Annotated in this window: 12 protein-coding genes and 3 tRNA genes; 9 read left to right on the forward strand and 6 right to left on the reverse strand. The window is 73.3% G+C overall.

The genetic code is table 11. From position 1 onward, the window contains the following. Positions 1-35: 35 nt before the first annotated feature. Entirely contained in the window at positions 36-1,055 is a 1,020-nt protein-coding gene (locus tag AMK18_RS17140; RefSeq protein WP_073863446.1) for an NADP-dependent oxidoreductase, read from the reverse strand. A 136-nt stretch (positions 1,056-1,191) separates the two neighbouring features. Between AMK18_RS17140 and AMK18_RS17145 the strand changes: the two genes are divergently transcribed. From AMK18_RS17145 to AMK18_RS17160, 4 genes are all read left to right on the forward strand, one after another. Next, positions 1,192-1,617: a MarR family winged helix-turn-helix transcriptional regulator gene (locus AMK18_RS17145; RefSeq protein WP_073863447.1), complete on the forward strand. Its 426-nt coding sequence runs from the start codon at positions 1,192-1,194 to the stop codon at positions 1,615-1,617. Between the two features lie 28 nt (positions 1,618-1,645). Beyond that, a complete protein-coding gene (locus tag AMK18_RS17150; RefSeq protein ID WP_073863448.1) occupies positions 1,646-2,209 on the forward strand; it encodes a hypothetical protein in 564 nt (187 codons plus the stop codon). 257 nt (positions 2,210-2,466) lie between these two features. Then, positions 2,467-3,504 (forward strand): rod shape-determining protein, encoded by a 1,038-nt coding sequence (locus AMK18_RS17155; protein WP_073863449.1) that lies wholly within the window; start codon positions 2,467-2,469, stop codon positions 3,502-3,504. Positions 3,505-3,523: 19 nt separating this feature from the next. Beyond that, complete coding sequence (locus AMK18_RS17160) at positions 3,524-5,083, forward strand: sensor histidine kinase (RefSeq protein ID WP_018103314.1); 1,560 nt, start codon at positions 3,524-3,526, stop codon at positions 5,081-5,083. 12 nt (positions 5,084-5,095) lie between these two features. Here the strand turns inward: AMK18_RS17160 and AMK18_RS17165 are convergent, their stop codons facing one another. After that, a complete protein-coding gene (locus tag AMK18_RS17165) occupies positions 5,096-5,527 on the reverse strand; it encodes an Lrp/AsnC family transcriptional regulator (RefSeq protein ID WP_026171549.1) in 432 nt (143 codons plus the stop codon). A gap of 106 nt (positions 5,528-5,633) precedes the next feature. On the opposite strand from AMK18_RS17165, the gene AMK18_RS17170 reads away from it, so the two are divergent. From AMK18_RS17170 to AMK18_RS17185, 4 genes are all read left to right on the forward strand, one after another. Next, positions 5,634-6,845 (forward strand): nitrate/nitrite transporter, encoded by a 1,212-nt coding sequence (locus AMK18_RS17170; protein ID WP_026171548.1) that lies wholly within the window; start codon positions 5,634-5,636, stop codon positions 6,843-6,845. 119 nt (positions 6,846-6,964) lie between these two features. Next, positions 6,965-8,425 (forward strand): acyl-CoA synthetase, encoded by a 1,461-nt coding sequence (locus tag AMK18_RS17175; protein WP_073863450.1) that lies wholly within the window; start codon positions 6,965-6,967, stop codon positions 8,423-8,425. Beyond that, the gene (locus AMK18_RS17180; RefSeq protein WP_073863451.1) at positions 8,418-9,770 is read left to right on the forward strand and encodes a carboxyl transferase domain-containing protein; all 1,353 of its coding nucleotides are present in this window, start codon (positions 8,418-8,420) and stop codon (positions 9,768-9,770) included. Before AMK18_RS17175 ends, AMK18_RS17180 begins: the two co-directional genes overlap by 8 nt. Before the next feature lie 44 nt (positions 9,771-9,814). Next, positions 9,815-10,621: a VOC family protein gene (locus tag AMK18_RS17185; protein WP_079199299.1), complete on the forward strand. Its 807-nt coding sequence runs from the start codon at positions 9,815-9,817 to the stop codon at positions 10,619-10,621. A 6-nt stretch (positions 10,622-10,627) separates the two neighbouring features. On the opposite strand, the gene AMK18_RS17190 is transcribed toward AMK18_RS17185, so the two are convergent. The 4 genes from AMK18_RS17190 to AMK18_RS17205 all read right to left on the reverse strand — a co-directional run bounded on the left by AMK18_RS17190 (position 10,628) and on the right by AMK18_RS17205 (position 12,365). Continuing rightward, the gene (locus AMK18_RS17190; protein WP_079199300.1) at positions 10,628-11,914 is read right to left on the reverse strand and encodes an MFS transporter; all 1,287 of its coding nucleotides are present in this window, start codon (positions 11,912-11,914) and stop codon (positions 10,628-10,630) included. A 59-nt stretch (positions 11,915-11,973) separates the two neighbouring features. Beyond that, positions 11,974-12,047, reverse strand: a tRNA-Ile gene (locus tag AMK18_RS17195). Positions 12,048-12,214: 167 nt separating this feature from the next. Further along, a tRNA-Asn gene (locus AMK18_RS17200) sits at positions 12,215-12,287 on the reverse strand. Between the two features lie 5 nt (positions 12,288-12,292). After that, positions 12,293-12,365 (reverse strand) — tRNA-Asn (locus tag AMK18_RS17205). Positions 12,366-12,545: 180 nt separating this feature from the next. Between AMK18_RS17205 and AMK18_RS17210 the strand changes: the two genes are divergently transcribed. Continuing rightward, a complete protein-coding gene (locus tag AMK18_RS17210; protein ID WP_018103307.1) occupies positions 12,546-12,851 on the forward strand; it encodes a hypothetical protein in 306 nt (101 codons plus the stop codon). Positions 12,852-12,899: the final 48 nt, after the last annotated feature.

Below are 12,899 nucleotides of genomic sequence, written 5' to 3' on the forward strand. Positions count from 1 at the left end.
TGGGGTTGAGCCTAACGGGTGCGGGGAACGGCGGTTCAGCCGAGGGAGACGATCATCTTCCCGGTGTTCTCGCCGCGGAGCAGACCGAGGAAGGCGTCGACGCCGTTCTCGATGCCCTCGACGACCGTCTCGCGGTACTTCAGCTCGCCGGAGGCCAGCCAGCCGGCCACGTCCTGGACGAACTGCTGCTGGAGGTCGGCGTGGTCGCCGACCAGCATGCCCTGGAGGCGCAGCCGCTTGCCGATGACCAGCGCGAGGTTGCGCGGGGCGGGGGTGGGCTCGGTGGCGTTGTACTGGGCGATCATGCCGCAGATGGTGGCGCGGCCGTGCACGTTGAACGAGGAGAGCGCGGCCTCCAGGTGCTCGCCGCCGACGTTGTCGAAGTAGACGTCGATGCCGTCGGGAGCGGCCGCCGCAAGCTGCTCCTTGACCGGGCCGTTCTTGTAGTTGAACGCGGCGTCGAAGCCGTACTCCTCGGTGAGGAGCTTGACCTTCTCGTCGGAGCCGGCGGAGCCGATGACCCGGGACGCGCCCTTGATCTTCGCCATCTGGCCGACCTGGCTGCCGACCGCACCGGCCGCGCCGGAGACGAAGACCGCGTCGCCCTCCTTGAAGGACGCCACGTCGAACAGTCCGGCGTAGGCGGTGAGCCCGGGCATGCCGAGCACGCCGAGGTAGGCGGAGAGCGGGGCGAGCGAGCCGTCGACCTTCACCGCGTGCTTCGCGGGGACGCTCGCGTACTCGCGCCAGCCGAGGCCGTGCAGGACGTGGTCGCCGACCTGGAAGCCCTCGGCGTTCGAGGCGACGACCTCGCCGACGGCGCCGCCGTCCATGGGATGGTCGAGCTTGAACGGCGGGGTGTACGACTTCACGTCGTTCATCCGGCCGCGCATGTACGGGTCGACGGAGAAGTGCAGGTTGCGCACGAGGACCCGGCCCTCGGCGGGGGCGGCGACCGGGGCCTCACGCAGCGCGAAGTCCTCGGCCTTCGGCCAGCCGTGCGGGCGGGCCGTGAGGTGCCATTCGCGGCCGGACGCGGGAAGAGCTGCAGACATGGGCTCGGGGTCTCCTCGGTGTGGGGGTGCGGGTGTCTCGGTATTTCGGTGGCTCGGCGGGGAAAAGCTTCACTACCTGAAACAACCATGCTCCTGGATATTTCATGTTGTCAAGCAACTGGGTATCCTGGGTGTCATGGCCACCTCGCGCACAGATCCCCTGACTCTCGAAGTCATCGAGCTCATCGGCAGCGTCGTCGCGCGTTATTACGAGGAGTACGACCAGGCCGCCGCCGCGCACAACCTCACCGGCGCGCAGGCCAGGGTCCTGGGACTGCTGTCCGTCGAGCCGCTTCCCATGCGCCGGATCGCCCAGAAGCTGAAGTGCGAGCCGTCCAATGTGACCGGGATCGTGGACCGGCTGGAGGCGCGTGGCCTGGTGGAACGACGGCCCGACCCGGCCGACCGCCGGGTGAAGCTGGCCGCGCCGACCGAGCGGGGTGCGGCGACGGCCGCGCAGCTGCGGGACGCGCTGGACTTCGCGCGGGAGCCGCTGGCGGGGCTGCCCGCGGCGGACCGGACGGTGCTGCGGGATCTGCTGCGGCGGATGCTGAGCGCCTGAGCGGCGGGCGTCCGGGCACGATGGGGGCATGAGCGCTTCCGCCCCCTTCGGGCCCCGTGAGTTCCAGCTCGTCCTGTTGCGCCGGATGGCGGACCACCAGCCGGATCTGGTGGAGGACGCCCGGCACGAGCTGAGCGCGACGCTCGCGGAGATGCGGGAGGCGAACCGGCGCTGGCAGGCCATGGTCCGGGCGCCACGCGGGCGGGGCGCGCTGCGGCGCTACCGGTCGGTGCTCGGCGAGCCGGAGTCGACGGGGCGGCGGGTCATCGGTGACCTGGAGTGCGATGTGCTGCTGTGGCCGGTGCCGCTCTGGCCCGACCTGCGGTTCGAGGTGATGGTGGCGCCGGGCGGGGCGGTGTGGAACGAGTGGCTGGTACGGGCGCGGGGCGCTGCCGCGCCGGTGCTCCGCACGGTGGACGACCTGGTGCCGTGGTCGTGCACGGTGGACGAGGTCGCCCGGGCCTTCGCCCCGGTCCGGCCGATGGAGGGGAGCGCGCCGACACGGTTCGCGCTGGGGGTGGGGTCCGGGGCGGGGGCGTGTGTCGTGGAGTTCACGTGGGGGTTGTTGCAGCGGGTGGTTCCGGGGGGCTGAGGGGCCTCAATCGCCGGCGGGCTCGTTGGCCTTGCCGTCCGGGCGTCCTCAAGCGCCGGACGGGCTGGGGTGGGGCGTCCGCCGTGCGGCGGGTTCGTACGGCTTCGCGCGCTTCGTGCGCGTGGCGCGCTCGACACGCCGTCAGGTTGTCCCTCCTCCGGACCAGCCCAGCGGGCGGCGCGTCCCCGAACGGCGCAGGCTTTCAGGTGAGCCGGCTGTTCGTCGGTCGCCCTCAACGCTCTCGGGAGGAACCCGCCGTGACCGTCAGCCTTGAGCAGTTGCGCCGTTGCCATGTCGCCGTCGACCTGGGGGCCGCCCGCACCCGGGTGTACGTCAAGGGGCCCGGCCTCGTCGTGGACGAGCCGAGTGTCGCCGCCGTCAACACCCGTACCGGCTCACTGATCGCCGTGGGCGCGCTCGCCGAGCAGATGACGGGCCGCACCCCGGACTACATCCGGGTGGCCCGGCCCGTGTCCGGCGGGACCGTCGTGGACATCGAGATGGCCCAGCGCATGCTGCGCCACCTGCTCGGCGAGAAGCTCCGGCGCCAGCTGCGCCGCAAGCCCTGGCTGCGCGCCGCCGCCTGCACCCCGCACGACAGCGACCCGCTGGCGCGCCGGGCCTCCGTGGAGACCCTGGTCGGCCTCGGCGCCCGCCGGGTGGAGCTGGTCGACACCCTGATCGCGGCGGCCGTCGGCTGCGGGCTGCCGGTCGAGCAGCCGACCGCGACCATGATCATGGTGTGCGGCGCCGCCACGACGCAGATCGCGGTGCTCTCGCTCGGCTCGATCGTGACGGCGGTCCGCCTCCCGGTCGGCGGTGACGCCATCGACCACGCGATCATCCAGCACCTGCGCCAGAACCACGAACTGATGCTGCCGAGCCAGTCCGTGCGCCCCCTCCAGCTCGCCCTCAGCGGCAACGGGCTGACCGCGCAGGGCCCCTCGGTCACCGAGATCCACGGCCGGGACGTCGCCACCGGACTCGCCCGGTCCGTCCAGGTCGACACCGCCGCGATCCGCCAGGCGATCCACCGCCCGCTCACCGCCGTCCTGGACGGCGTCGGCAAGGTGCTGCGGGACTGCCCGCCCGACCTGGTCGCCGACCTCGCCGACTGCGGGATCATGATGGTCGGCGGCAGCGCCCTGCTGCCCGGGCTCGACCAGATGCTGCGGGACGCGACCGGCGTGCCGGTGCACATCGCGGAGCGGCCCGACACCTGCTCGATCCTCGGCCTGGGCGCCATGATGGAGGGCGAGATCAGCCCCCTGGTGCTCGATCCGCTGGCGAGCTGACCCCGGCGGGAGCGGCGGGATGACGGACCGCGGCCTGCCCAGGTCGCCGCTGCTGCCCCGGCTCCTGGAAGCCGTGCTGAGCGTCGGCTCGGACCTCGAACTCCGGGCCACGCTCCAGCAGATCATCGACACCGCGACCGCCCTGACCGACGCCCGGTACGGGGCGCTGGGCGTACTGGACCCCGCGCGCGGCACCATCCGCGAGCTGTACGTGTGCGGGATGACCGAGGACGAGCGGGCGGCGATCGGGGACTTCCCGGACGGGCACACCGGCCTGCTCGGCGCGCTCGTGGACGCGCCGGGCCCGCTGCGCTCCGACGACCTGCCGGCCGACCCGCGCGCCACCGGCATCCCGCCCGGGCACCCCCCGATGCGCTCGTTCCTCGGCGCCCCGATCCGGGTCCGCCACGAGGTCTTCGGCAACATCTACCTCGCCGAGAAGCACACCGGGCACTTCACGGAGACCGACTCGGGGCTGCTGAAGGTCCTCTCCGCGCAGGCGGGCATCGCGATCGGCAACGCCCGGCTGTACGAGAGCGCCCGCCAGCGGGAACGCTGGATCGAGGGCGCGGCGGCCGTCACGAACACCCTGCTCACCGGCGCGAACCCGGCCGACGCGCTGACGACGGTGGCGGAGCGGGCGCGGCTGCTCAGTGACGCCGCGGCCGGGGTGATCCTCCAGCCCACCGACGCGGGCGGGATGGAGATCGTGGTCGCCTCGACGCACGAGGACCCGGCCGGTCTCGTGGGCACGGCGATCGCCCCCGGCTCCCCCGTCCTGGAGCAGCTGCTCGGGGGCGAGGCCGTGTTCATCGAGGACTCGGCGACCGATCCCCGGATGACGACGCCGGTACGGTCGCGGTTCGGGCCGAGCATGATGCTGCCGCTGCAGAGCGGGGGCCGGCTGATCGGGACGCTCGCACTGCCGCGGCGGCGCGGAGCCCGCCCGTACACCGGCGTGGACCGGCTGCTGGCCGCCCAGTTCGCCTCGCAGGCCGCGCTGGCGCTGGTGCTGGCGGACTCACAGCAGGACCGGGAGCGGCTGGCGGTGTACGAGGACCGCGACCGGATCGCGCGGGACCTGCACGATCTGGTCGTCCAGCGGCTGTTCGCCACCGAGATGATGCTGGAGTCGACGCGCCGCAGGGCCGGTGCCGGGGAGACGGGCGAGCTGCTCGGGACGGCCGTGGACGAGCTGGACTCCACGATCCAGGAGGTGCGGACGGCCATCTTCGCGCTCCAGCAGCCGCCGGCCGAGGCCCCCACCACCTTCCGGGGCCAGGTGCTCCGGGAGACCGGGGGCGCGGCGGCGGTGCTCGGCTTCCAGCCGTCGGTGCGGTTCGCCGGGGCGGTCGACGCGCTGGTGGCGGAGCCGGTCGCCGGGCGGCTGCTCGCGGCGCTGCGGGGTGCGCTGGCGGCGGCGCACCGGCGGGCCGGGGTCTCGGCGATCGAGGTGGAGGTGGACGCGACGGCCACCCTGCCGGACGGGCGGGGCGCGGTCCGCCTCACGGTGGCGGACGACGGGCACGAGCCGGACGGTGCGCGGGCGGAGACGGTGATCTGGGAGGCGCCGCTGTGAGGGCGCCGGACGTCACGGGCCCGGCGCGGCCCGCAGGGCGACCCGGGTGTTCGAGTGCGCGACGCCCGCCTCGCGCTTGAGGCGGCGCAGGAGGGTGTCGAGGGCCGCGGTGTCGGCGGCGGTGGCGCGTACGAGATAGTCGTGGCCGCCCGTCACGTGCACGACCTCGGTGATGCCGGGCAGGGTCAGCACGGCCCGTTCGAACGTCTCGTTGGTGGTGTCCATCCGCAGGGTGACGTCGATGAAGACGACGAGCCCGGTGCGGGTGTCGGCGGCCGGGTCCACGATCACCGTGAAGCCGCGGATGACGCCGTCCTTGCGCAGCCGCCGGACCCGGTCGGCCGCCGCGTTGGCGCTGAGTCCGACCCGTACGCCCAGGTCGCGGTACGAGATCCGGGCGTCCTCCTGGAGGACACCGAGGATTTCCCTGTCCAGACGATCCATGGTCCCCATTGTGGCAGTTTCGGCGCATATGCGAAGAACGGGGAGGTGTCCCCCGTACGGAGCAGGCCGACGGGCCCACGGCCCGTGGCCGTCCTTGACTGGCCGTGTGGACACAGCCGCGAAGCAGTCACCCGCACCCGTGGACGCGCCGGGCTCCGCCGCCTATCGCAACCTGATCGTCGCCACGATCGGCTTCACCCTCACCTTCTGGGCGTGGAACCTGATCGCGCCGATGTCGGGGGACTACAAGGACCGGCTCGGCCTGAGCTCGTTCCAGCAGTCGCTGCTGGTGGCGGTGCCCGTGCTGGTCGGTTCGCTGGGCCGCATCCCGGTGGGCGCGCTGACCGACAAGTTCGGTGCGCGGCTGATGTTCCCGGCGACCTCGGCGCTGACCATCCTGCCGGTGCTGCTGCTGATCCCGGCGAAGGACTCGTACGGGGCGATGCTCGCTGTCGGGTTCCTGCTGGGGATCGGCGGCACGACGTTCGCGATCGGCATTCCGCTGGTCAACTCGTGGTTCCCGCCCGCCAAGCGCGGTCTCGCGCTCGGCGTCTTCGGCATGGGCATGGGCGGCGTCGCGCTGTCCGGCTACTTCACCCCGCGCATCGCCAAGCACGGCGACAACCTGCCGTTCTACGTGGTCGCGGGCGCCCTGGTGGTGTTCGCGGCGCTCTCGACGGTGCTCATCAACGACCACCCGGGCCGCAAGGTGCCGACCGATTCGCTGGCACACCGGCTGGGCTCGGCGGGACGGCTGCGGGTCACCTGGGAGCTGTCGGCGCTGTACGCGATCGGCTTCGGCGGCATCGTGGCGTTCGGCGTGTACCTGCCGACGTACCTCAAGACGTGGTACGAGCTGACGCCGACCGACGCGGGCACGAAGGCGGCCGGGTTCGCCCTGGTCACGGTCATCTTCCGGCCGATCGGCGGCTGGCTCTCGGACCGGATCCACCCGGCGCTGGTCACCTCCGTGGCGCTCGGGGTGGCCGCCCTGATGGCGATCGTCCAGGCGTTCGACCCGCGGCTCGACCCGACCGGCACGATCGCGCTGCTGGTCATGGCGGCGGGCCTGGGCACGGCGAGCGGCAGTGTCTTCGCGCTGGTCTCGCAGGTCACCCCGCAGGCGAAGGTGGGCAGCGTAACCGGCATCGTCGGCGCGATGGGCGGGCTCGGCGGGTTCGTGCCGCCACTGGTGATGGGCGCGATCTACAGCGCGAAGGACTCGTACTCGATCGGCTTCATGCTCCTGTCCGATCTGGCGCTGGCGGGCTGTGTGTACGCGTACGGGCGCATGCGGAACGTGCAGCGGGACGGGTGAGGGGCGGGGCACGCACATCGGGCCTGAGGCGGACCGCGCGCGCCGGGGCGTGAGGCGGGCCTCATTCGCGCCGGTTCCCGGGGCCCCGGGAACCGGCGCGATCTAGGGTGCGCAGGGTGATGCCACTTCTGCCCGCACTCCAGGACGCGTCCGGTCCGGCAGCCGCCCGCGAGGCCGTCCGGTTCGACGACGTCACCCTCACCCACTCCGAGCTGGCCCGGGTCACCGACGCCCTGGCGGCCCGCCTCACCGGCGCGGGCCGGGTCGCCGTCTGGGCCACCCCGACCGCGCACACCGTCGTCGCGGTGGTCGCCGCGCTCCGCGCCGGGGTACCGGCCGTCCCGCTGAACCCGAAGACCGGGGAACGGGAGCTGGCGCACATCGTGGCCGACAGCGCGCCCTCCCTGGTCCTCGCCGCGCCCGACGACGTGCTTCCGCCCGCCCTGGCCGGACTGGCACGCCTGGACGTCACCACCGCGCCCCCGGACCCCGCGCCCGTCGCCGCCCTCCCGGAACCGGACCCGGAGTCCGCCGCGCTCGTCGTGTACACCTCCGGGACGACCGGCCCGCCGAAGGGCGCCGTCCTCCCCCGCCGGGCGCTCGCCGCGTCGCTGGACGCGCTGGAGGACGCCTGGGGGTGGACCGCCGACGACGTCCTGGTGCACGCGCTCCCCCTGTTCCACGTGCACGGGCTGATCCTCGGCGTCCTGGGCCCCCTGCGCCGGGGCGGCTCGGTGCGCCATCTGGGCCGGTTCTCGCCGGAGGGCGTGGCCCGGGAGCTGGGCGCGGGTGCCACGATGCTGTTCGGCGTACCGACCATGTACCACCGGCTCGCCGAGGCGCTGGCGGACCCGGACGCGTCGGCCGGGCTCGCGAAGGCCCTCGCGGGCGCCCGGCTGCTCGTCTCCGGGTCGGCCGCGCTGCCGGTCCACGACCACGAGCGCATCGCGGCGGCGACCGGGCGCCGGGTCATCGAGCGGTACGGCATGACGGAGACCCTGATGAACACGGGCGTACGGGCCGACGGGGCCCCGCGCCCCGGCACGGTCGGCCCGCCCCTGCGCGGGGTGGAGCTGCGCCTGGTCGAGGAGGACGGCACCCCGCTCACCGGCGCGGACGCGATCGGCGAGATCCAGGTGCGCGGCCCGAACCTGTTCACCGGCTACCTCAACCGGCCCGACGCGACGGCCGCCGCGCTCACCGCCGACGGCTGGTTCCGCACGGGCGACATGGCCACGCTCGACCCGGACGGCTATGTGCGCATCGTCGGCCGCAGGGCGACGGACCTGATCAAGAGCGGCGGCTACAAGATCGGCGCCGGTGAGATCGAGAACGCGCTGCTCGACCACCCCGGTGTGCGGGAGGCGGCGGTCACCGGCGAGCCCGACGCGGACCTGGGCGAGCGGATCGTGGCCTGGGTGGTGCCCGCCGACCCGGCCGCCCCGCCCACCGCCGAGCAGCTGGCGGACCATGTCGCCGCCCAGCTGGCCCCGCACAAGCGGCCCCGCACCGTCCGCTACCTGGACGCGCTGCCGCGCAACGACCTGGGCAAGATCATGAAGCGGGCGCTCCATGGCTGAGCGGCTGACGGCACGCGAGGCCGTCGCCGCGCTCACCGACGGCTTCACGGAGCTGCCCGCCCCCGCCGGGGACACCGACGGCGACGGCCCGCTCGGCTGGACCGGATACGCCGCATCACGGGCCCGGGCCACCGCCCGTACCGGCGAGCAGGAGTCCGTCGTGCACGGCACCGCGACGGTCGGCGGACACCTCTGCGTGCTGCTCTCCTTCGAGTTCGGGTTCCTGGGCGGGTCGCTCGGGCAGCGCACCGGGGACCGCCTCGAAGCGGCGTACGAGGAGGCGATCACCCGGCGGCTGCCGCTCGTCTCGCTCATCGCCACGGGCGGCAGCCGGATGCAGGAGGGCATGATCGCGCTGACCCAGCTCCAGCGGGTCGCCCGTGCCTCGGCCCGGCTGCGGGCGGCGGGCCCGGCGCAGCTCGCGGTCCTGCGCGACCCGACGACCGGCGGCGGCTGGGCCACGCTGGGCGCGGGCGCGGACGTGATCCTGGCGGTGCCCGGGGCGCAGATCGGGTTCGCCGGGTCGCGGGTGCGTCCGGTGGACGCCGACCCCGCCGCGTACACCGCCGAGGGACAGCTCGCGGCCGGTTCGGTCGACGCGGTCGTGGCGCCCGGGGAGCTGCCGGGCACGGTCGGCCGCTGGCTCGGCCTGCTCGCCGCCGGGGACGCCCCATCCCCCGCCCCGGTCCCGGCGGCGCTCGCGGCGACGGATCCGCCGGAGACGGGCTGGGACGCGGTGCTCCGCGCCCGGGCGGCGGACCGGCCGCGCGCCGGGGCGTATCTGGATGCCTACTTCGACGCGCGCCTGCCGCTGAGCGGTGACCGCTGCGGCGGCACGGACCCAGGGCTGCTGTGCGGCTTCGGGGTGCGCGAGGGGCGTGCGGTGGCGTACGTGGCGCAGTGCGGTACGGCGACGCGCCCGGCCGGTTACCGGACGGCGGCCCGGGTGATCCGGCTCGCCGACCGCCTCGGCGTCCCGGTCCTCACGCTGGTCGACACGCCGGGCGCGGCCAACGACGCGGAGGCGGAGCGGGCGGGCGCGGGGGCGGCCATCGCGGACGCCTTCGCGGCGGTGGCGGCGGCGAGGGTCCCGGTCACGACGCTGGTGATCGGCGAGGGCGGCTCGGGCGGGGCGCTGGCGCTGGCCGCACCGGACAACACCCACGTCACCCCGGACAGCTACTTCTCGGTCATCGCGCCCGAACTCGCCGCCGCGATCCTGAAGCGCTCCCCGGAACGGGTCCGGGAAACCGCCGGCCAACTGCGGCTGCGCCCGCAGGACCTGGTGGAGCTGGGCGTGGCCCGCTCGGTCGTGGGCCCGCGAGCCGACGGGCAGGGGGCGTGAAGCCTGGCTAGCGTGAACAAGGGGGCATTCACTCGTACGAGGAGATGACCACGATGCCCGCAGAGATGAGCGAGGGCACACCGTGCTGGGCCGACGCGACGTTCGCCGATCTGGAGGGCGCGAAGCACTTCTACGGTGAGCTGCTGGGCTGGACGTTCGGCGACTCGCTGCCGGAGTACGGCAACTACACCCAGGCCCATGTGGACGGCAAGGCGGTCGCCGCGCTGATGCCGCCGGGACCGGGCGGGATGCCGACCGGCTGGTGCCTGTACCTGGCCTCGCCGGACGCGGCCGCCACCGCGTCGAAGATCCGTGAGAACGGCGGCACCGTCCTGGTGGAGCCGATGCGGGTGGGTGAGTTCGGCACGATGGTGCTGGCCACCGACCCCGGCGGGGTGACCTTCGGCGTCTGGCAGCCCGGCAGCCACAAGGGCTTCGAGACCGGCATGGTCACCGGCGCCTTCACCTGGGCCGAGGTCTTCACCCGCGCCCCGGAGAAGGCGGACTCCTTCTTCCCGGCGGTCTTCGGGTACGGCGTGCAGCGCATGGTGGACGACGGGGCCGACTTCACGCTCTACGACCTGGGCGCCGACCCGGTCCTGGGCCGCATGAGGATGACGGAGGACTTCCCGCCGGAGGTCCCGGCGTACATCAACGTGTACTTCGCGGTGGACGACTGCGACGCGGCGGTGGAGAAGGCGAAGTCGCTGGGCGCGACGCTGCGGTTCGGCCCGATGACCATCCCGTTCGGCAGGTTCGCCGCGCTCACGGACCCGCAGGGCGCGCCGTTCTCGGTGTTCGACAGCGGTACGACGGCCGGCGAGATGCCGAAGCTGGAGCGGGAGGCGTAGGTCTTCTCACGCCTCGGGGTGGCGCGCGTCGTACCGGGCGAACCCGGGCCACCGCAGCGCGAGCAGCCCCACGGCGACGGCACACGCGATACCGCCCCCGGTCACGGCGAGACCCGGGGACGTCAGGTCGGCGGCGGACCCGGCGAGGAAGTCCCCCAGCCTGGGCCCGCCGGCCACGACCACGATGAAGACGCCTTGGAGCCGGCCGCGCAGCTCGTCCGGCACGGCCGCCTGGAGCATGGTGTTGCGGAAGACCATGGACGTGGTGTCGGCGGCCCCGGCGAGCGCGAGGAACAGGATCCCCAGCCAGAGCTGCCGGGTGAGCCCGAAGACGGCGACGGCGGCGCCCCAGCAGGCGACGGCGACCAGGACCGCGAGCCCGTGCCGCCGGACGCTCCCGAGCCACCCGGAGAACACCCCGCCAAGGAGCGCCCCCAGCGCCGGTGCGGCGACGAGCAGCCCGGTGGTCTTCGCGTCGCCCCCGTACCAGAGGACGGCGACGACGGGGAAGAGCGCGCGGGGCTGGGCGAGCACCATGGCGCACAGGTCGCTGAGGAACGTCATCCGCAGATTGGGCCGGGTCCCGAGGAACCGCAGCCCGTCCAGCACGGAGGCCCGCTTCCGGTCACCCGCGTCGTCCCGCTCGGGCAGCATGGAGGGCAGCCGCCACATCGCGTAGAGGGAGGCCGTGAAGGTCACGGCGTCGACCCCGTACGCGGCGCGGTAGCCCCACCAGCCGACGATGAGGCCGCCGAGCATGGGCCCGACGAGCGTGCCGGTGGTGCTGGTCATCGAGTTCAGCGCGTTGGCGGCGGGCAGCTGCTCGGCCGGCAGCAGCCGGGCGATCATCGAGGAGCGGGCGGGCGAGTTGAGCGCGAAGCAGACGGCCTGGAGCGCGACGACCCCGTACAACACCCCCACCTGCTCGACCCCGGCGACGGTCACCCCGACGAGCGCCACCGACAGCAGGAACGACCCGAACGCACTGGCCAGCCCCAGCTTCCGCCGGTCCACGGTGTCCGCGATGGCCCCGCCGTACAGCCCGAACACCACGAGCGGCACCAGCGAACACGCCCCGATGAGCCCCACGGAGAACGCCGACCCGGTCAGGTCGTACACCTGCAACGAGACCGCGAGCGCGGTCATCCCCTGCCCGATCCAGGACACGGTGTTCCCGAACCAGAGCCGCCGGTAGTCGGGCGAGGTCCGCAAAGGGGTCAGATCGGCGAATATTCGCCCACGGGGCGCCGGTTCATCGGCGCTCTCGGCGGATTCGGTCAGGGATTCGGTCACGCGGAATGGTATCGACCACCCACCGGCGCGTATGCGCCGGTCGGATCGATTCTGCTCGGTGGGGCGGGTGGGACTCGAACCCACGGCCGACGGATTATGAGTCCGCTGCTCTAACCGGCTGAGCTACCGCCCCGTCTCGGCGTGGCGCGTACAAGTGTGCGCACCGTCTGCCGCAGCATAGCCGGTCATACGATCTCCCGCTGCGGCTGCCCGGCTGCTGATGACCATGAAGACGGCGCCGCTCGCCGACCGGTTCCGGGCACACGAAAAAGGACCCCGAAGGGGGTCCTCTTCCGATCGCTCCCCCGACTGGACTCGAACCAGTAACCCTCCGGTTAACAGCCGAATGCTCTGCCAATTGAGCTACAGGGGATCGCGCTCCCCCGACTGGACTCGAACCAGTAACCTGCCGGTTAACAGCCGGCTGCTCTGCCAATTGAGCTACAGGGGATTGCTGCGGTGCCTCGAACGTACCTGCCTGGCGGATGCCGGGCGGCGCGCGCTCGCTGCGACACATACATTAGCGCAAGCAGGGGGGTGCTTTGCCAATCGGTATCGGCCGGGGTGATCTCGGGCGTCTGCGGGTAGGCGGGCAGCACACGTCGCACGGAGCGAAGGAAGGGTGGCAGCCATGCGGTACCGGCTCACGTTCATCGCCGGAGTGGCCCTCGGTTACGTGCTCGGCACGCGGGCCGGGCGCGAGCGTTACGAGCAGCTGAAGAAGTCCGCGCGCCAGTTCGCCCAGAACCCGGCCGTGCGCAACACCTGCGAGACCGCGGCCCAGAGCGGCCGGGAGTTCGCGGGGAAGGCGTACCACGCCGTGGGCGAGAAGGTCGGCGACAAGGTGCCGGCGTCCGTGACGGACCGGGTCCGGTCCTTCCGGGGACGCGGGAACGGGAACGGCGTGGAGGACGACTGGGGGACGACCAACACCTAGCCGGCCCCGCCGTCGCTTCTGCCGCACCACCGGTACGGGAAACCTCCG

The organism is Streptomyces sp. CB01249 (assembly GCF_001905735.1).
GTDB lineage: Bacteria > Actinomycetota > Actinomycetes > Streptomycetales > Streptomycetaceae > Streptomyces.